Source organism: Xanthobacter autotrophicus (assembly GCF_029991245.1).
Classification (GTDB): Bacteria; Pseudomonadota; Alphaproteobacteria; order Rhizobiales; family Xanthobacteraceae; genus Xanthobacter; species Xanthobacter autotrophicus_C.
This window is the reverse complement of record NZ_JAIVFO010000005.1, coordinates 21,678-40,434: the sequence shown is the minus strand read 5'-3', so window position 1 is coordinate 40,434 and position 18,757 is coordinate 21,678. Positions and strand designations below refer to the sequence as shown.

The 18,757-nt window shown below is 69.0% G+C and carries 14 protein-coding genes; 7 read left to right on the top strand and 7 right to left on the bottom strand.

Features of this window, described 5'->3' with window-relative positions; all coding sequences use genetic code 11:
* Positions 1-57: 57 nt before the first annotated feature.
* Positions 58-1,695, bottom strand: a complete 1,638-nt coding sequence (locus K9U41_RS02140) for a PEP/pyruvate-binding domain-containing protein (protein WP_282639212.1) — start codon at positions 1,693-1,695, stop codon at positions 58-60.
* Positions 1,692-3,632, bottom strand: a complete 1,941-nt coding sequence (locus K9U41_RS02135; protein WP_282639211.1) for a hypothetical protein — start codon at positions 3,630-3,632, stop codon at positions 1,692-1,694. The genes K9U41_RS02140 and K9U41_RS02135 overlap by 4 nt, the downstream gene beginning before the upstream one ends.
* 238 nt (positions 3,633-3,870) lie before the next feature.
* On the opposite strand from K9U41_RS02135, the gene recQ reads away from it, so the two are divergent.
* A complete protein-coding gene (gene recQ / locus K9U41_RS02130; RefSeq protein ID WP_282639209.1) occupies positions 3,871-5,694 on the top strand; it encodes a DNA helicase RecQ in 1,824 nt (607 codons plus the stop codon).
* 29 nt (positions 5,695-5,723) lie between these two features.
* Here recQ and K9U41_RS02125 read toward each other — a convergent pair whose 3' ends face one another.
* Positions 5,724-6,212: a CinA family protein gene (locus K9U41_RS02125; RefSeq protein ID WP_282639208.1), complete on the bottom strand. Its 489-nt coding sequence runs from the start codon at positions 6,210-6,212 to the stop codon at positions 5,724-5,726.
* Positions 6,213-6,447: 235 nt separating this feature from the next.
* Here K9U41_RS02125 and yajC point away from each other — a divergent pair, with 235 nt between their 5' ends.
* The 5 genes from yajC to K9U41_RS02100 are packed head-to-tail and all read left to right on the top strand — an operon-like array spanning position 6,448 to position 10,846.
* Entirely contained in the window at positions 6,448-6,795 is a 348-nt protein-coding gene (gene yajC / locus K9U41_RS02120) for a preprotein translocase subunit YajC (RefSeq protein ID WP_138398576.1), read from the top strand.
* A gap of 37 nt (positions 6,796-6,832) precedes the next feature.
* Positions 6,833-8,440, top strand: a complete 1,608-nt coding sequence (gene secD / locus K9U41_RS02115; RefSeq protein ID WP_282639207.1) for a protein translocase subunit SecD — start codon at positions 6,833-6,835, stop codon at positions 8,438-8,440.
* Positions 8,441-8,453: 13 nt separating this feature from the next.
* Entirely contained in the window at positions 8,454-9,542 is a 1,089-nt protein-coding gene (secF, locus tag K9U41_RS02110; RefSeq protein ID WP_282639206.1) for a protein translocase subunit SecF, read from the top strand.
* A 4-nt stretch (positions 9,543-9,546) separates the two neighbouring features.
* Complete coding sequence (locus K9U41_RS02105) at positions 9,547-9,927, top strand: Mth938-like domain-containing protein (protein WP_282639205.1); 381 nt, start codon at positions 9,547-9,549, stop codon at positions 9,925-9,927.
* A 7-nt stretch (positions 9,928-9,934) separates the two neighbouring features.
* A complete protein-coding gene (locus tag K9U41_RS02100; protein WP_282639204.1) occupies positions 9,935-10,846 on the top strand; it encodes a phytoene/squalene synthase family protein in 912 nt (303 codons plus the stop codon).
* A 47-nt stretch (positions 10,847-10,893) separates the two neighbouring features.
* Here K9U41_RS02100 and K9U41_RS02095 read toward each other — a convergent pair whose 3' ends face one another.
* From K9U41_RS02095 to uvrA, 4 genes are all read right to left on the bottom strand, one after another.
* Entirely contained in the window at positions 10,894-11,997 is a 1,104-nt protein-coding gene (locus K9U41_RS02095) for a serine/threonine protein kinase (protein ID WP_282639203.1), read from the bottom strand.
* A 9-nt stretch (positions 11,998-12,006) separates the two neighbouring features.
* The gene (gene trmFO / locus K9U41_RS02090; protein WP_282639202.1) at positions 12,007-13,422 is read right to left on the bottom strand and encodes a methylenetetrahydrofolate--tRNA-(uracil(54)-C(5))-methyltransferase (FADH(2)-oxidizing) TrmFO; all 1,416 of its coding nucleotides are present in this window, start codon (positions 13,420-13,422) and stop codon (positions 12,007-12,009) included.
* Positions 13,423-13,635: 213 nt separating this feature from the next.
* Positions 13,636-13,797 (bottom strand): DUF1127 domain-containing protein, encoded by a 162-nt coding sequence (locus K9U41_RS02085; protein WP_081437109.1) that lies wholly within the window; start codon positions 13,795-13,797, stop codon positions 13,636-13,638.
* Positions 13,798-14,308: 511 nt separating this feature from the next.
* Positions 14,309-17,464, bottom strand: a complete 3,156-nt coding sequence (gene uvrA / locus K9U41_RS02080; RefSeq protein WP_282639200.1) for an excinuclease ABC subunit UvrA — start codon at positions 17,462-17,464, stop codon at positions 14,309-14,311.
* Positions 17,465-18,014: 550 nt separating this feature from the next.
* Here uvrA and ssb point away from each other — a divergent pair.
* A complete protein-coding gene (ssb, locus tag K9U41_RS02075) occupies positions 18,015-18,566 on the top strand; it encodes a single-stranded DNA-binding protein (RefSeq protein ID WP_282639199.1) in 552 nt (183 codons plus the stop codon).
* Positions 18,567-18,757: the final 191 nt, after the last annotated feature.

The following is an 18,757-nucleotide window of genomic DNA, read 5'->3' as shown; positions in this document are numbered from 1 at the left end:
GCACCGCAAGCTGATCGGCGAACGCGCGCGCTCTGAGAATTTGTGCGCGATTGGCCGCTATCCCGCGCGCGCCGTCCAGCCCGCCACCGTGGCGAGGTCCGCCTCGGGACGGTCCACGACACTCTCGCGGCGGCCGACGAAGACCGTTCCTTCGTCGCCGTCCAGGGACAGCCAGTCCCCCTCCCGGACCTCCGTGGGCCCGAGGCGGGCGCTGCGGGCGTCGGGATCGATGACGAGGGCCGAGCACCCCACCACGCAGACCCGCCCGAGCTGGCGGGCAACCACCGCCGCGTGGGCGGTGCGCCCGCCGACGCGGGTGAGCACGCCGGCCGCCAGCGCCATGCCGGCGATGTCGTCGGTCGCCACGTCCGGCCGCACGAGAATGACGGGCTCTCCGCCCTCCGACAGGCGCCGGGCGGCGTCCCCGTCAAAGGCAATCCGGCCACTGACCGTGCCCGGAGAGGCGGCGACGCCCCGTGCGGCCACCTCCGCCGTACCGGTGAAGCGCGTGGCCCCCACCTGCGACAGGTCGAGGCCGTCGAGCAGGGCAAGGCCTTCCGCCTCGGTCCGCATCCCCTCGGCCACGAGGTCCACCGCGATTTTCAGCGCCGCGCGGGGCGTGCGCTTGGCGGAGCGGGTCTGGAGGAAGAACAGGCGGCCGTCCTCGAAGGTGAATTCCACGTCCTGCACGTCGCGATAGGCCGCCTCCAGCGCGCCGACCCCATCGGCAAGCTGCGCCGCCACATCTGGCAGCATGGCCTGGAGCCGGCCGAGCCCCACCGGCTGGCGGCGGCCCGACACCACGTCCTCGCCCTGGGCCTCGAACAGCATGTCCGCATAAAGGCCCGGCGCGCCCGTGGCCGGATCGCGGGAGAAGGCGACGCCGGAGCCGGAGCGGGCGCCGGCATTGCCGAACACCATGGCCTGCACCGTCACCGCCGTGCCGGACAGGTCCTCCAGATGGTTGATACGCCGATATTCCTGCGCCTTGGGCGCATCCCAGGAGCGGAACACGGCCTCGGCCGCCGCCCGCAGCTGGTCCATGGGCTCCTCGGGGACGGCGGCGTCGAAGCGCTCGCGGGCGAGATCGAGATAGCGGCCGCCCAGCCGGTCCAGCGCTTCGGGATCCAGCTCCCGGTCGGATGCAACGTCCTCCGCCGCCAAAACGGTGCGCAGCACCTCTTCGAACGGGCCGCGCGGCAGGCCGGCCACCACCTCGCAATAGCCCTCGATGAAGCGGCGCCGGCAATCGGCCGCAAGCCGCGGATTGCCGTAGAGGCGCATGAGGCCGCGGGTGGTCGCGGCGGTCATGCCCACGTCCAGCACCGTCTCCAGCATGCCGGGCATGGACTTTTCCGCCCCGGACCGCACCGAGACGAGCAGCGGCCGGCGCCGGTCGCCGAAGCCGCGCGCGGTGACGCGTTCGAGATAGGCGATGCCCTGGTCCAGCAGCGCGCCGATGCGCTTTTCCGCATGCGCCTTGCCGCACAGGGCGGTGGAGAGCACGAAGGCCGGCGGCACGTTGAGGCCGAGGGCGTTCATGCGCCAGAGCTGGGCCGCCTTGGAGCCGAAGGCGTGGGCCGACAGGGGCTCGGTGTCCCCGCCGGGACCGATGAAGCCGATGAGGGATGAGGCCGCCCCGTGGGAGCCGTGGGGGTGGTCCGCCTCGGACAGGCGCGCGCTGAGGGTCGTCACGATCCCACCTCCTCCAGGACACAGGCTCGCAGCGCCAGGGCGGCGCGGGCGAGGTGGTCGGTGCCGGTCTCCATGGCGCGGGCGACCTCCATGGTCGCCACCAGCGCGGACGCCGGCACCGGTGCCGGGTCGCCGAGGGCCGCCGCCAGAACCCGGCGATGGGCGGCATCGGCGCGGCGCTCGCCTTCCATCACCGCGTCGATGGCTTCAAGGGCATCGGTGATGTCCTCGCGCCGGCCGGCCGGTCCCTCGCAGGCGGCGGCAACCGCGCGCACCAGGTCGCCGCAGCAGGCCATGGCCACGCTCACCAGCTCCGCGAGGGGCGCGGCGGTGTTCGTGGTCTCCCGCCGGGACTGGGTGCCGAGCAGGAAGGCGGCTTCCTCGAACGCGTCGGTCGCCTCCTCCACCCATTCGGTGAGCGGCAGGAAGCGCCGGCCCCGGCCGAACGGCCCGCTCGCCAGATCGCGGGCCGCCAGCACCTGCCGGTCGGCCTTCTCCTCCAGCCTTTTGGCCCGGCGCTGGAAGGCGGTGCGCACGCCATCCCCCCCGTCTCCGGGCTCGTCGAGGGCTTGGGCGACCTCGGCGGCCAGCATCCGGGCAAGGCCGAGCTGGGTGAGCGCCAGGGCCAGCACCTCCTGCTCGGCCGAGCCGAAGCTGCGGGCCAGTTCCGCGCGGACCTCGTCCTTGATGAGCCGGACCGAGCGCTGGGCGCCGAGCCCCTCGCTGGTGAGGCGCAGCACCTCGGCGAGCAGCCGCGCCACCGCGCCGGCGCCCAGAACCCGGTCGAGGCGGGCGCCATAGGGCACGCGGCCTTCGGCGCTGCGGCGGACCGCATCGAAGATCAGCTCCGCCCCGCCCAGCTCCAGGAAGGCCCGGTGACCGAAGCGGGCGCGCGCGGCATCCGTGAGGAGGCGGATGGCCGTGGCCTTGTCCACGAAGGTCTGGAGCGCCTTGCGCGCCTTGTTCCAGTCGATGAGGAAGACGAGGTGCGCGCCCACGGCATCAAGGAAAGCATCCAGATCGGCCGCGTCCCGCGCCGCATAGCGGCCGGTCACCAGGAAGAAGCGCCCGCCGTCGGCAAGGCCCTCCACGCTGCGTTCGGCGAGCGGCGTCCAGGTGGCGGAAAACTCCCGGAACAGGGAGATGAAGAACTTGGCCCGCGAGCGGTGCACGTCGGTGTAGGTGACGGTGACGTCAAGCCCCTCCACCGCCACGATGATCACGTGCGCGTCGGTGGTGCCGATGTCGTTCTGCAGAATGAGGCGCGCGCCCGAGCGGCTGGCCGTGGTGTCGAGCCCGGGATGGCCGAAGGCGAGGCGGCGGGTGCGGTTGAGCCCGGCCATGAAGGCCTCGATGCGGGCATGGTCTTCCGCCAGCACGCCGAGCGCGCGGGCACCGGCAATGGTCTCGGCGGCGATGGCGGCGGACAGCTGGTTCAGCGCCTTGTGCAGGTCCATGACGAGAAGGTGGGCGCTGTCCTCACCGCCGCGGCGCGCGGAGGTGAGACGCACCAGGGCGGTCTCCTCCAGCACGTCACCGGCGATGCCGGCGAAGGGCGCGCGCAAGGCGGCGAGGCGGCCGGAAAAGCCTGGCGCCGCAGGAGTGCGCGCCGCGTCGAGGGGCGCGGCCATGGCGGCGATGTCGTCGAGGATGGCCTCCACCAGCCGGTGGGCGCCGGGAATGGCGTAGCCGCCGCCGTCCACCAGCTGGGCGCCGGCCACGGTCGCATCAAGCCCGTCCTCGGCGGCGCCGGCGGCACGGGCCTCCGCATCCATGAGGCGGACTGGGCGCAGCGGCGCCTTGGCGTGGGCCACGGCTTCCTGAAGCGCGGTCATGCGCAGCTTCGCGCGGTCGTTGGCCTGGAGCGCCGCCTCGATGAGGGCGGGAAGCAGCAATTCACCTTCGCCGAGCTCTTCGACGATCTGGGATTTTCGCATGGCACCGCCTTCCCCTGCCGGATCGGGTCCGGCGCGCGACTTGGGAATCCGGCTCGCATGGGGCGGCACGGCCCTTTCGGGCCGATGGAGCCGGATCGTCAACCCGGCTGACTACGACCGGATTGCAACAGTTCGACGACAGCGCCGCGTGTCATTGCGCGCCTCAAGCTGTAGCGCGGCAGCTGCAGCGCGGCCTTGGCCCGCATTGCCCGCGCGGCCGACGGGTCTATAAGGCGCCATGCCCGCCATTGAAGCCGCCCCTGATTCCGATCCGCTCCGCGTCCTGCGCCATGTCTTCGGCTACGAGGCCTTTCGCGGGCATCAGAAGGAGATCGTGGAGCATGTGGCGGCGGGGGGCGACGCCCTGGTGCTGATGCCCACGGGCGGCGGCAAGTCCTTGTGCTATCAGGTGCCGGCGCTGGTGCGGCCCGGCACCGCCATCGTCGTCTCTCCGCTGATTGCGCTGATGCACGACCAGGTGCAGGCCCTGCGCCAGCTGGGCGTGAAGGCGGCCATGCTCAATTCGTCGCTTGCCCCCGGCGAGGCGCGGCAGGTGGAGCGGGCGCTCGCCATGGGCGACCTCGATCTGCTCTATGTGGCGCCCGAACGGCTTCTGACCGACAGCTTCCTCACCCTGCTGGATGGTGCGCGCATCGCCTTGTTCGCCATCGATGAGGCCCATTGCGTGTCCCAGTGGGGGCACGACTTCCGGCCCGAATACCGCCAGCTCACGATCCTGCACGAGCGTTTCCCCGGCGTGCCGCGCCTGGCGCTCACCGCCACCGCGGACGGGCCCACGCGCCGCGAGATCATGGAGCGGCTGGCGCTGGACGAGGGCAAGGTCTTCCTCTCCTCCTTCGACCGGCCCAACATCCGCTACCGCATCGAGCCGAAGGCCAATCCAAGGGCGCAACTGCGGGCCTTCCTCGACGCCCACGCCGACGAGGCGGGCATCGTCTATTGCATGAGCCGGGCGAAGGTGGAGGCCACCGCCGAGATCCTCTCCACCGAGGGCCGCACCGCGCTGCCCTACCATGCCGGCCTCGACGCCGACACCCGCGCCCGCCACCAGGACCGCTTCCTGAAGGAGGAGGGGGTGGTGATGGTGGCCACCGTCGCCTTTGGCATGGGCATCGACAAGCCGGACGTGCGCTTCGTGGTCCATCTCGACCTGCCCAAGAGCATCGAGGCCTATTACCAGGAGACCGGCCGCGCCGGCCGCGACGGCCTGCCCTCCGAAGCGCTGCTGCTCTATGGCGTGGAGGACGTGGCCAAGCTCATCCAGTTCGTGGAATCCTCCGACTCACCGGAAGCGAGGAAGCGCGTGGAGCGCGGCAAGCTCGATGCGCTGCTCGGCCTGTGCGAGACCGCGAGCTGCCGCCGTCAGGTGCTGCTGAAATATTTCGAGGAAGACCTCCCCGAGCCCTGCGGCAATTGCGACACCTGCCTCTCGCCCCCGCGCACCTTCGATGGGACGCAGGCGGCGCAGAAGCTCTTGTCCTGCGTCTACCGCACCGGCGAGCGCTTCGGCGCCGGCCATGTCATCGACGTGCTGCGCGGCGACGCCAACGAGAAGGTGCTGAAATTCGGCCACGAGAAGCTCTCCACCTTCGGCATCGGCAGGGATTTCTCGCGGGACGAATGGCGCGCCATCGTCCGCCAGCTGGTGGCCATGGGCCATCTGTGGGTGGACGTGGAGGGCCACGGCAGCCTCGGCCTCACCGAGAAATGCCGCGCCGTGCTGCGCGGCGCCGAGAAGGTGGAGCTGAAGGCGGAGGCGCGCACGCGCCCGGCCCGCGTCACCGGCGGCGCGCGCGGGTCCGGGCCGGTGCTGTCGGACCCGGCGGACGAGGCCCTGTTCCGCAAGCTCAAGGCGCTGCGGCTGGAGATCGCCCGCGCCCAGGGCGTGCCGCCCTATGTGATCTTCCACGACACCACGCTGATGGCCCTGGCCGAGCTGAAGCCCGATTCCATGAAGGCGCTGGGCATGATTTCCGGCATCGGCGAAGCCAAGCTCACGCGCTACGGCACCCAGTTCCTCGCCGTGATCGCGGACGGGTAGGGCGCCCGCGCGAAATCGGACTGTCCGCGTCAGGACGCCGCGCGGGCCAGCAGGTCGAGCGCTTGCAGCACGGAGAAGCGGCGAATCTCGCCGCGCCCGATTTCGCCGAAGCGCTTTTCAAGGTGCTCCACGGTGCCGTCCCTGCGGGCGCAGGCGAAATGCACCAGACCCACCGGCTTTTGCGCCGAGCCGCCGCCGGGGCCGGCAATGCCGGTGATGGCCACCACCGCATCGACTCCCGCCGCCTTCAGCGCGCCCTGGGCCATGGCGCGGGCGGTCTCCTCGCTGACGGCGCCATGGGCGGAAAGCGTCGCCTCGGGAACGCCGAGCATGGCCATCTTGGCGGCGTTGGAATAGGTGACGAACCCCCGGTCCACCACGTCGGAGGAGCCCGGCACCTCCGTCAGCGCCCCGGCCACGAGGCCGCCGGTGCAGGATTCGGCGGTGGCGAGGGTCAGGCCGCGGGCGCGGAAGGCTTCGAGAACCGCGACGGCGCGGCCATAGGTTTCCTCGTCCATGGGTTGGTCTCCTTTGCGCCGCCGGCGCCGGCGGCCCGTCCCGGCAGGCGGTATCAGCCTATCCGGAGGCTGCCCGGCACGTCGGTCCGGCGCGCCGCGGGCCTGGCCTTTTCAACAGTTCCGTGATTGCCCCGGCCCCTCGTTTGCATTCGACGGGCCGGCCGCTATAGTCCCGCCGCCCTGCCGGAGCCCCGGTGCGGCACGGATTCCCACCACCGACTGAACGAGGACGCAAATGTTCATTACGCCCGCTTTCGCCCAAGGCGCCACGGGAGCCGGCGGCGGGGCCGACATGCTCATTCAGCTTGCTCCGTTCCTGCTCATCTTCGTGGTGATGTACTTCCTGATCCTGCGGCCGCAGCAGAAGCGCGCCAAGGCCCACCAGGAAATGGTCGGTGCCCTGCGTCGCGGCGACGTGATCGTCACCGCCGGCGGCCTCGTGGGCAAGGTGACCCGCGTGGTGGACGAGGCGGAGATCGAGCTTCAGATCGCCGACAATGTCCGCGTGCGGCAGCTGCGCACCCAGATCGCCACCGTCCGCGCCAAGGGCGAGCCGGCCAAGGACGAAGCGCCCGCGGCGTGAGCTGCCGCCCGATTCCTTTTTGAGATAAACGCGCGACATGCTGCACTTCTCCCGCCTCAAGACCACGGCGATCCTCCTCACCATCGCCGTGGGACTCTTGTTCGCGCTGCCCAACGTCCTGCCCCAAAGCGCGCTGGCGTACCTGCCCACGTGGCTGGCCTCCAGCCGCGTGACGCTGGGGCTCGACCTGCAGGGCGGCTCGCACATCCTGCTCGAGGTGGATGGCACGGCCCTGCGCAAGGAGCGCACCGAGCAGGTGCGCGACGAGATCCGCCGCGTCCTGCGCGACCAGAAGATCGGCTATTCCAACCTCGCGCTGCGCGACACCTCGGTGAGCCTGCGCCTGCGCGATCCCGCCGACACCCAGAAGGCGGTCGCGGAACTGCGCAAGCTGGCGGCGCCGGTGACCAACGCGCTGTTCGGCAATTCCTCCGGCGAGATGGACATCCTGGTCTCCTCCGGCTCCGACGGCGCCGTGACGGTGCAGCTGAGCGAAGCCGGGCTCAACGCCCGCATGCGCTCGGCGGTGGAGCAGTCCATCGAGATCATCCGCCGCCGTATCGACCAACTCGGCACGGTGGAGCCCAATATCCAGCGCCAGGGCCTCGACCGCATCCTGGTGCAGGTGCCCGGCCTTCAGGACCCGCAGCGGCTGAAGAACCTGCTGGGCCAGACCGCCAAGCTCTCGTTCCGCATGGTGGACCAGTCCATGTCGCCGCAGCAGGCGCTGGAAGGCCGCCCGCCGCCGGAATCCGAAGTGCTGCAGGGCCAGGACGGCCAGCCCTATCTGGTGGAGAAGCAGGTGCGCGTCTCCGGCGAGGACCTGGTGGACGCCCAGCCGGGCTTCGACCAGAACTCCCGCGAGCCCATCGTCTCGTTCCGCTTCAACAACAACGGTGCCCGGCGCTTCGCCGCCACCACCCAGGACGCGGTGGGCCGCCCCTTCGCCATCGTGCTCGACAATCAGGTGATTTCCGCCCCGGTGATCCGCGAGCCCATCCTCGGCGGCTCGGGCCAGATCTCCGGCTCCTTCACCGTGCAGCAGGCCAACGACCTCGCCATCCTGCTGCGCGCCGGCGCGCTGCCCGCCCCGCTGAAGGTGGTGGAGGAGCGCACCGTGGGACCGAGCCTCGGCGCCGATTCCATCCATGCCGGCAAGGTCGCCGCCTATGTGGCCACCGCTTTGGTGGCGGTGTTCATGATCGCGGTCTACGGCCTGTTCGGCCTGTTCGCCCTGGTGGCGCTCGCCGTCCACATCATGCTCATGTTCTCGCTCCAGTCGATCCTGGGTGCGACGCTGACCATGCCGGGCATCGCCGGCGTGGTGCTCACCATCGGCATGGCGGTGGATTCCAACGTCGTCATCTTCGAGCGCATGCGCGACGAGGCGCGGGAAGGCCGCTCGGCCATTTCCGCCATCGACAAGGGGTTCGTGAACGCGCTCGGCACCATCCTCGACGCCAACATCACCTCGCTTGCCACCGCCGTCATCCTGTTCCTCATGGGCGGGTCCGGCCCCGTGCGCGGGTTCGCGGTCACCTATATCCTCGGCCTTCTGACCACCATGTTCACTGCCTATACCCTGACGCGGCTGATGATCGCCTATTGGGTGAAGTGGCGGCGGCCGGCAAAGCTGCCCATCTGAAGGTCCGCCGCACATGCCCTTGATCGATTACATTCCGGCGCAGACCAACATCCACTTCATGCGCCTGCGCCACTGGACGTTCCCGTTCTCGGCGGCGTTGTCCATCATCGCCGTGGTGCTGTTCGCCACCTATGGCTTCAACCTGGGCATCGACTTTCGGGGCGGCACCCTGATCGAGGCGCAGACCAGCCAGCAGGTGGCCGACATCGGCGCCCTGCGCGAGCACCTGACCGACCTCGACGTGGGCGACGTGCAGATCCAGGAATTTGGCTCGCCCCGCGACGTGCTGATCCGCGTCGGCGCGTTCGGCACCACCGATGAGGCCCAGCAGGCCATCATCACCAAGGTGCGCGACGTGCTGGGCGCCGAATACACCGTGCGCCGCGTGGAAACGGTGGGTCCGAGCGTGTCGGGCGAACTGGTGCGCCAGTCCATCCTCGCCCTCGTGCTCGGCGCGGTGGCGGTGCTGGCCTATCTGTGGTTCCGCTTCGAGTGGCAGTTCGCCGTGGGCGCCATCGTGACGACGATGCACGACATCTTCGTCACCCTGATGATCTATTCGGCCTTCGGCATCGATTTCGACCTCACGTCGATTGCGGCCATCCTCACCATCATGGGCTATTCGCTCAACGACACGGTGGTGGTGTACGACCGTATCCGCGAGATGCTGCGCCGCTACAAGAAGCTGCCGCTGCCGGAACTGCTCGACATCGCGGTGAACGCCACCTTCTCGCGAACCATCATCGTTTCCACCACCACCTTCTTCGCCACCCTCGCCCTTTATTTCTTCGGCGGCGAAGTGCTGCGCGGCTTCTCCCTCGCGATGACCGTGGGCGTGGTGATCGGCACCTATTCCACCATCTTCGTGGCGGCGCCCATCCTCATCCACCTGGGCCTGCGCTCCTCGACCGTCGCCGGCCCGACCAAGAGTGAGCCGGAAGCGGTGCTGGGCGTGGACGAGGCGGCCAAGCTCTCCGAGGTGGAAGCCGAGGTCGCGGAAGAGCCGGTCGCTCCGGCTCCGGCCAAGACCTCCGGCAAGGTGGGCGCCAAGGGCTCTGCGAAGGGCGGTAAGCGCCCGCCTGCCCGTCCCGCCAAGGCGTGATGCGGTGGCAAGCCCGCCCGGCGCGCCCTTCTTCCCCCGGCAGGTCACCATAGACGGCTATGGGGACAGCTTTTTCCACTTCGCCAGCATGTCCCATGCCGGCTCCATCCTGGCTCTGCCCTCGGGCATCCGCCCCTGGGGTCCGGCGCGGATGGCCGAGGTGGATCCGGCCGCGCTGGCGCCGATCCTCGCCGAGGCGGGGGCCTTCGAACTGTTGCTGCTCGGCACCGGCCGCGACCCGGCGCACCTGAAGGAGCCGCTGAAGCAGCTCCTGCGCGAGAAGGGCCTGCGCTTCGAGCTGATGCCGACCGCAAGCGCCGCCTCCACCTACAATGTGCTGCTCGGCGAGGGCCGCCGCGTGGGCGCGGCCCTCATCGCCGTCTGATCCGGCCATGGCGGACGAGATCGCCCCCGACGGCACCGCGCTGACCGCCGCCGATCTTGCCGCCGCCTATGCCTATTGCGCCGAGCAGGTGCGGGCGCAGGACCGCGACCGCTTCCTCGCCGCCCTGTTCGCGCCGGAGGACAGGCGCCAACACCTCTTCGCCCTCTATGCCTTCAATCTCGACGTGGCGCGGGTGCGCGAGGTGGTGCGCGAGGCGCTGCCCGGCGAAGTGCGTCTCGCCTGGTGGCGGGAGGTGATCGAGGGGCAGGGGCGCGGCGAGGTGGCGGGCCATCCGGTGGCCGCCGCTCTCCTCGACACGGCGGAGCGCTTCGCCCTGCCGCGCGCCAGCCTGACCGCGCTGGTGGATGCGCGCATCTTCGACCTTTACGACGACCCCATGCCCACGGTAGCGGACCTGGAGGGCTATGCGGGCGAGACCGCCTCCGCGCTGCTCCAGCTCTCCGCGCTGGTGCTGTCGCCGCAGGCCTCGGCCAGAACCGGGGACCTGTCCGGACACGGCGGCGTCGCCATCGCCATGACCGGGCTCATGCGCGCCTTCCCCATCCATGCGGCGCGAGGCCAGTGCTACCTGCCCCTCGACCTCCTGGCCCGCCACGGCATCGGGCGGGACGAAGCCGTGTCCGGCAAGGTTTCGCCCCAGCTGCTGGCGGCGCTTGCTGAGTTTCGCGCCGTGGCGGCTCGGCACCTTGCGGCGGCGCGGGGCGCGGCCGAGCGCCTGGGTCCGGCAGCGGCCATCGCCGCGCCTTTTCTGCCGCTGGCCCTGGTGGCGGGCGATCTCAAGGCGCTGGCGCGGGTGAACGACCCGTTCGGCGCCGTGGCCGGGCTTTCACCTTTCCGACGCCAGTTCGCGCTCTGGCGCGCGGCGCGCCGTGCGGCCGCGGGGAAGGTCTGGTTCTGAACTGAAGTCGGGACGCACAGCGCCGCGCGGGCCTGTCGCCTCGTACCTCACGCCGCCGGGCGGGTGATCCGGTCCGTCAGGTTGAGCCGGCCGCGGGCGATTTCCGCCACCTGAAGGCGAACCGCCTCCGAGCCCGCCAGCACGTCGAGCATCTCGATCTGATTGCGGGCAATGAGCAGCAGCAGGTCGTCCCGCACCACGCCGTCGGCGCCGTGGGGCAGGGCCTCCACCAGCTGGAGCTGGTCGAGATGGGGCCGGTCTGGCAGCGCCTGTGCCAGATGCGCCCGCAGCGCCTCCACCGTCACCGGCCCGCGCGTGGCAACGAAGGCATAGAGCCCCACCTTGCCGCCCAGGGTCTGGAAATCGGCCATGTGCACCTCGGCCACGGCCGGGTGGGCGGCCAGCGCCGCGGCGATGCGCGGGGCCACCTGCGTCACCCGCGGACCACGCCCCTCCGTATCCGAATAGGACATGAGCCGCCGGGTGACGAAGCGGTAGACCTTCTTGCCGGTGGCCATCCACATCCGGGTGGGCAGGCTCTTGGTGGCCAGCACCTTCTTCTCGCGCGGCGTGAGCGCCTGCGGGCAATAGGTGCGCTTGTGCTTCAGCAGATGGCGAATGTCCTCATAGGCCAGCACCCGGCCGATCTTCCAGCGCCGGCTGATGGGCAGGGCCAGCTGGAAATCCATGAGCCAGGCTTCGCCATCGGCGCCGCGCAGCCAGTTCTGCTGCTTGGCGAGGTCGTTGTGGACGTAGCCGGCCGCATGCAGGGTATGCAGCGCCGCGCGGGCAGAGCGGAAAAAGTGAAGGTCGCCGGTGGGCCGCGCGATCTGCAGCGGCGCGCCCTCCACCCAGCCGCGCACCAGGAAGCGATGGCCCACGGCCAGCAGCGGCGTGGTCACGCCGGTCCTGGTGACACGCTCCAGCGCCTTGACCTCGAACGCCGCGAGGCGACGGGCCAGCGGCCCGAGCCACAGCGATACCTCGTTCCAGCGCCGGCGCACGGCGGGCCACTCCCGCCCGTTGCGGTCGGTCCACACGCCGCGCTCGACCGTGGAGAACACGTCGCGCTTCAGCACCGTGTCCACGGCGAAGCGGGCCGGATCGGCGTGGTATTCCACGGGGGGCGGCGGGCTCGAAATGCGCGGCATTGGCGCGTCTTAAGCCGCCCGGGCCGGCGTGTCGAGCCACGCCGCCATGTGGGCGAGGGCGCGGGCGGCCATGGCCTTCTTCTTGGCGAGGGTCTTCTCCGCACCGCGCAGGCGCTTGCCGGGCTCGGCGCGGGGGGCTTCCTCCAGCGGCGGGAACAGGCCGAAATTGATGTTCATGGGCTGGAACGAGCGCGGCGCCCCGGCCTCCTCCGCCTCCACATGCCCGCCGGTGATATGGGCCAGCAGCGCGCCGTGGGCGGTGGTGAGCGGGGGCGGGACGATCATCTCGCCGTGCCGCTCGGCGGCGGCGAAGCGCCCGGCCATGAGGCCCACGGCCGCGCTTTCCACATAGCCCTCGCAGCCGGTGATCTGCCCGGCGAAGCGCAGGCGCGGATCGGCCTTCAGCCGCAGCGTTCCATCAAGCAGGCGGGGGGAGTTCAGGTAGGTGTTGCGGTGCAGGCCGCCGAGCCGCGCGAACTCCGCGTTTTCCAGCCCGGGGATGGTGCGGAAGACGCGTGCCTGCTCGCCATGGCGCAGCTTGGTCTGGAAACCCACCATGTTGTAGAGCGTGCCCAGCTTGTTGTCCTGCCGCAGCTGCACGATGGCATAGGCCTTCACGGTCGGGTTATGCGGATTGGTGAGGCCCACGGGCTTCATGGGGCCGAAGCGCAGGGTCTCGCGGCCGCGCTCGGCCATGACCTCGATGGGCAGGCAGCCGTCGAAATAGGGGGTCTTGGCCTCGAAGTCGCGCATGGGCGCCTTCTCGCCGGCAATCAGCGCATCCACGAAGGCATGGTACTGCGCTTCATCCAGCGGGCAGTTGATGTAGTCCGCCCCGGTACCCCCCGGTCCCGGCTTGTCGTAGCGCGACTGGAACCAGGCCTTGCCCATGTCGATCGAGTCGAAGTGCACGATGGGCGCGATGGCGTCGAAGAAGGCCAGCGCCGTCTCCCCGGTCAGCGCCAGGATCGCCTCGGCGAGCGCGGGGGAGGTGAGGGGGCCGGTGGCGAGGATCACCTGGTCCCATTCGGCCGGGGGCAGGGTGGTGAGTTCCTCCCGCCGGATCTCGATGAGCGGGTGGTCTTCGAGCGCCTGCGTGACGGCGTGGGAAAAGCCGTCCCGGTCCACCGCCAGCGCGCCGCCGGCGGGCACCTGGTTGCGGTCGGCCGCAGCGAGGATGAGCGAGCCGGCCCGCCGCATCTCGGCATGGAGCACGCCCACCGCATTGCCTTCCGGATCATCCGAGCGGAACGAATTGGAGCAAACCAGTTCCGCTAGGCCGTCGGTGAGGTGGGCGTCGGTGGTGCGCTGGGGCCGCATCTCGTGCAGCACCACGGGGACGCCGCGGGTCGCGATCTGCCACGCCGCCTCGGATCCGGCGAGACCGCCGCCGACAACGTGGACGGGGTCGGCTGACTTGGGCATTGCTCCTCCGCTCCGCCGGGGAAGGGGGCCTTGAGGCCGGGGGCGCGACGGGAGACGCCATGTGCCACAGGCGTGCCGACGACTTCAACCCCTGCCGATGTCATCACCTGCTGGGCGGGCGGGCCGCGAAACCGGCCGAAAAACGAAAATGGCCCCGCAAGGGGCCACTATCGACGTCCGGCCCCATGGGCCAGGCTATGTCTTCTTCGTCAATCAGACAGCGGCGGAGGCGTGCCGGGCGAGGGCACGGATCTCGCTGCGCGACACGTTGATGTCCGCGAGGCTGCGATCGTCGAGCTTGGACAGCTCAGTGACAGTGCGATTATACGTCTGCCACCGGCGGAACTGGCGAGCCAGGAAACCCCAGAGCAACATTGGTCTTCTCCACTTTGCGGAAACGTCTCTCTTGCTTCCGCGACTTTCCCCTCCTAGATACGCTCCCTCGCTGCAATGCAGTAGAGCCGATCATGCATTGCAGCATTGCGAAGTGTGCATGGAGCATGGCCGGCTGAGCTTTCCCCGCAGGGAGGCCGAAAGCGGCTGCGGCTGACCCCATAGCGCATGTGCGCGTGGCCGATGGGCAAGACCGTCCAATCACAGACCTCCGATCACACGCGAAGCCTCACATCTCGCGTTAGATGTGAGGCTTCGCGTGTGATCGGTTCGGAGCGCAGCGTTGACGAGGGCTTTCCGGCTTCCGCGAGGGTCGTCGCAGAAAGGGTCCGCTCCGGATTTCAGCCTGCGCGCCGCCGTGCTTGCGCATCCGGCTTGCTCAGACGGACCCCTGACAAAAGGTGCCGGGCGGAATGCCCCGGCAATCGCGGGCCTGAAACATCGGGCCGCCCCGGCCGACCGGAGCGCGGCGCCGAACCCCTTCCAAAGGAACCTACTCCGCAGCCTGCCGACGCCGGCCACGGGCGCGGGGACCCGCCTTGGCCGGTGCTGCGCCGACCTCGACAATGGCCTCCGTAACCTTTGCCTCAGGTTGAGCATCTGCCGCAGGTTCAGCATCCACCGGTTCCTCGCCTGCCGGTGCCCTTCCGATATTCGCCTTACGGGCTCCAGCCTTCCGCGAGGACGCCTTTTCGGTCGATGGCGCCTTCACCGATGGCGCCATCGGGGCAGCCTTGGCCATAGGACGCCGCGCCAGGACTTCCGCGAGGAAGTGTCCGGTGTGGGAGCGCGGGTGCTGCGCCACGTGCTCCGGCGTGCCCGCCACCACGATCTCGCCGCCCCCGTCTCCCCCCTCCGGACCGAGATCGAGAATCCAGTCGGCGGTCTTGATGACCTCCAGATTGTGCTCGATCACCACCACGGTGTTGCCCTGCTCCACCAGTTCATGCAGCACTTCGAGCAGCTTTTTCACGTCGTGGAAGTGCAGGCCCGTGGTGGGCTCGTCGAGGATGTAGAGGGTGCGTCCGGTGGCCCGCTTGGACAGCTCCTTGGAGAGCTTCACGCGCTGCGCCTCGCCGCCGGAGAGCGTGGTCGCCTGCTGACCCACCTTGATGTAGTCGAGCCCCACGCGATGCAGCGTTTCCAGTTTTTCACGGACGGAAGGCACCGCCTTGAAGAATTGCGCACCTTCTTCCACAGTCATGTCCAGCACATCGGCGATGGACTTGTTCTTGAAGGTGACATCAAGGGTTTCGCGATTGTAGCGTTTGCCCTTGCAGACGTCGCAGGTGACATAGACGTCCGGCAGGAAGTGCATCTCGATCTTGATGACGCCGTCGCCCTGGCAGGCTTCGCAGCGCCCACCCTTCACGTTGAAGGAGAAGCGCCCGGCCCCGTAGCCGCGCGCCTTGGCCTCCGGCAGGCCGGAGAACCATTCGCGGATGGGCGTGAAGGCGCCGGTATAGGTGGCCGGGTTCGAGCGCGGGGTGCGGCCAATGGGGGATTGGTCAATGTCGATCACCTTGTCGAGGTGCTCCAGTCCCTCCAGCCGGTCGAACGGGGCCGGGGCCTCGCTGGCGCCATTCAGCCGCCGCGCCACGGCCTTGTACAGTGTGTCGATGAGGAGGGTGGACTTGCCGCCCCCCGATACCCCGGTGATGCAGGTGAACAGGCCGAGTGGGATCTCCGCCGTCACGTCCTTCAAATTATTGCCCCGTGCGCCCGAAAGCCTGAGCATGCGCTTCGCATTGGGCTTGCGCCGCGCCGGCACGCCCACGGACAGCTGGCCGGTGAGGTACTGGCCGGTGAGGGAATTGGGATCCGCCAGGATCTGCGCCGGGGTGCCCTGGGCGACGATGCGCCCGCCATGGATGCCGGCGCCGGGGCCCACGTCCACCACATAATCGGCGGCGAGGATGGCGTCCTCGTCATGCTCCACCACGATCACCGTATTGCCGAGATCGCGCAGGTGCTTCAGCGTGTCCAGAAGGCGCGCATTGTCGCGCTGATGAAGGCCGATGGAAGGCTCGTCCAGCACATAGAGCACGCCGGTCAGGCCCGAGCCGATCTGCGAGGCGAGGCGGATGCGCTGGCTCTCGCCGCCGGACAGGGTGCCGGAGGCGCGGGCGAGCGTGAGATATTCAAGCCCCACATCCAGGAGGAAAATCAGCCGCTCGCGGATCTCTTTCAGAATCCGGCCGGCGATCTCGTTCTGCTTGTCGGTGAGTTCGCCCGGCAGAGCCTCGAACCACGCCGACGCCGCCCGCACCGAGAGTTCGCCCACCGCGCCGATATGCTTGCCGGCCACCTTCACGGCGAGGGCTTCCGGCTTCAGGCGATAGCCTGAACAGGCCTTGCAGGGGACCGTGGAGAAATACTTGGAGATTTCCTCCCGTGCCCAGTCGCTGTCCGTCTCCTTCCAGCGCCGGTCCAGGTTGCGCACCACGCCCTCGAAGGTCTTGGACGTCTCGTAGGCGCGCATGCCGTCGTCATAGGCAAAGGTGATCTTCTCGGCGCCCGAGCCGAACAGCAGCACGTCCCGCGCCTGTTCCGGCAGGTCGGCGAAAGGCACATTGAGCTTGAAATGATAGTGCTTGGCCAGGGCATCCAGCGTCTGGCCATAATAGGGCGAGGTGGATTTCGCCCACGGGGCGATGGCGCCCTGCTTCAGCGAGCGCATCCGGTCCGGCACGACGAGGTCGGGATCAATGGTCTGCTCGACGCCCAGGCCGTCGCAGGCCGGGCAGGCGCCGAAAGGATTGTTGAAGGAGAACAGGCGCGGCTCGATCTCCGATATGGTGAAACCGGAAACCGGGCAGGCGAACTTCTCCGAGAACAGGATGCGCCGCGGCTCCCCCGCCTCGTCCTTCTCGTCGGCATACTCCGCCACCGCGATGCCGTCGGCCAGGGCGAGCGCCGTCTCGAAGCTGTCGGCGAGACGCGCGGCGAGATCGGGACGCACCACGATGCGGTCCACCACCACGTCGATGTCGTGCTTGATCTTCTTGTCTAGGGTGGGCGCTTCCGCGATCTCGTGGAAGGTGCCGTCGATCTTCACCCGCTGGAAGCCCTTCTTCATCCACTCGGCGAGTTCCTTGCGGTACTCGCCCTTGCGGCCGCGCACCACGGGCGCGAGCAGAAAGAGCCGCGTGCCCTCGGGAAGGGCCAGGGTGCGGTCCACCATCTGGGAGACGGTCTGGCTCTCGATGGGCAGCCCGGTGGCCGGGGAATAGGGTACGCCCGTACGCGCCCACAGGAGGCGCATGTAATCGTAGATCTCGGTCACGGTGCCTACGGTGGAGCGCGGATTCTTGGAGGTGGTCTTCTGCTCGATGGAAATGGCCGGCGACAGGCCGTCGATCTGGTCCACGTCCGGCTTCTGCATCATCTCCAGGAACTGCCGGGCGTAGGCCGAGAGGCTTTCCACATACCGGCGCTGGCCCTCGGCATAGATGGTGTCGAAGGCCAGCGAACTCTTGCCTGAGCCCGAAAGCCCGGTGAACACCACGAGGCTGTCTCGCGGGATCTCGAGGTCCACGTTTTTCAGGTTGTGCTCGCGCGCGCCGCGCACCGTCAGGGTGCGAGCGTCCCGGCGGCCGGCGATGTCAGGAGCGGAAACCGCCCGCGTGGGAAATGCGCGATCAGACATGGAATTCCGGTGGCGCCCACGGGCGCGAAAGGATCAGGACAGAACGGTGGTCGCCTGGACCAGGGCGGTGGGGGGCCATACGCAGCGCGCGGCGCGCGGGATCACCGCTGGATAGAACTCACGGCCAGCACCTGCCACCCCCCGGCCCATGTGCCAATCCGGCGTCCATGCCGATAGCTTATGGTCAGGCACGCCGCCATCGTTATCCGTCCGCACGGTAATGAAATCCGATCGCAGCATTTCGAATTCGCTCGTGGTCATGACCGATGATGTAGGCGGTCGCGTGCAATGCGGTAGGGAACATATCAGGAACTTTTTCGTTCGGCCAGCCAAAAATCCGGCCTCCACACCACGTGCCGACGGAAGATGACGCTTGCATCCGGTCGGCTGAAGCGATAGGAACACATCATGAACATCGGCAAATTACCCATGATGGCGCCCGCTTCAGCGCGGTTCATCATGGGGACAAGTCGGCTTTGGGCTGGCCCCCTGCGCCGCGGGCGCTAGGGTGCGGGCGGATGATTGGTGACCACGAGCGAGGAGCAGCAGGATGGCCGGCAGCGTCAACAAAGTGATCCTGGTTGGCAACCTCGGCCGGGATCCGGAGGTGAAGTCTTTCCAGAGCGGCAATCGCGTTTGCAACCTCACGGTCGCCACGTCCGAAAACTGGAGGGACAAGGCTTCCGGAGAGCGACGGGAAAAGACCGAGTGGCACCGCGTCGTGATCATGTCTGATAATCTTGTGGGGATCGCCGAGCGCTATCTCAAAAAAGGGTCCAAGGTTTATCTTGAGGGCCAGCTTGAAACGCGCAAGTACGAGAAGGACGGGCGTGAGGTCTACACCACCGAGGTGGTGCTGCGGCCCTATCGTGGCGAGCTGACTTTGCTCGACGGCCGTGGCGAAGGGGCTGGGGCGGGTAGCGACGACTATGCCGGCGGCTCCGATTTCGGGTCGGCCAGCCCCATGGGCGCAGGCTATGCCGGCGGTTCAAGCGGCGGCCGCCGAGTGTCCGGCGGCTCAACGGGGTCTTCGGGCGGAGCGGGCGGCGCTTCGGGTGGGGGCCGCCCGGCGGCTGATCTCGACGACGAAATTCCGTTCTGAAGCCTGCTGGCGCCTCGCCGTCGAACTGCAGCGACCGGGGTTGGGGGTAGTGGTCGAAGCTCATTCCGGGAGCCGTTCTTCGACCGGCCGAACGCGGATCGTGGTGTCTGTAGGCCACCTTCCGCGGCAAGCTGTTTGCCGCTCCTGAAGGCGGCATTGACGCAAAAGGGTCAAATTGCGGGTCGGTTCCG

Coding starts and splice junctions, on each gene's coding strand:
- K9U41_RS02135 (WP_282639211.1), bottom strand. CDS start 3,632: ATGCGAAAATCCCAGATCGTCGAAGAGCTCGGCGAAGGTGAATTGCTG.
- recQ (WP_282639209.1), top strand. CDS start 3,871: ATGCCCGCCATTGAAGCCGCCCCTGATTCCGATCCGCTCCGCGTCCTG.
- K9U41_RS02125 (WP_282639208.1), bottom strand. CDS start 6,212: ATGGACGAGGAAACCTATGGCCGCGCCGTCGCGGTTCTCGAAGCCTTC.
- yajC (WP_138398576.1), top strand. CDS start 6,448: ATGTTCATTACGCCCGCTTTCGCCCAAGGCGCCACGGGAGCCGGCGGC.
- secD (WP_282639207.1), top strand. CDS start 6,833: ATGCTGCACTTCTCCCGCCTCAAGACCACGGCGATCCTCCTCACCATC.
- secF (WP_282639206.1), top strand. CDS start 8,454: ATGCCCTTGATCGATTACATTCCGGCGCAGACCAACATCCACTTCATG.
- K9U41_RS02100 (WP_282639204.1), top strand. CDS start 9,935: ATGGCGGACGAGATCGCCCCCGACGGCACCGCGCTGACCGCCGCCGAT.
- K9U41_RS02095 (WP_282639203.1), bottom strand. CDS start 11,997: ATGCCGCGCATTTCGAGCCCGCCGCCCCCCGTGGAATACCACGCCGAT.
- trmFO (WP_282639202.1), bottom strand. CDS start 13,422: ATGCCCAAGTCAGCCGACCCCGTCCACGTTGTCGGCGGCGGTCTCGCC.
- K9U41_RS02085 (WP_081437109.1), bottom strand. CDS start 13,797: ATGTTGCTCTGGGGTTTCCTGGCTCGCCAGTTCCGCCGGTGGCAGACG.
- uvrA (WP_282639200.1), bottom strand. CDS start 17,464: ATGTCTGATCGCGCATTTCCCACGCGGGCGGTTTCCGCTCCTGACATC.
- ssb (WP_282639199.1), top strand. CDS start 18,015: ATGGCCGGCAGCGTCAACAAAGTGATCCTGGTTGGCAACCTCGGCCGG.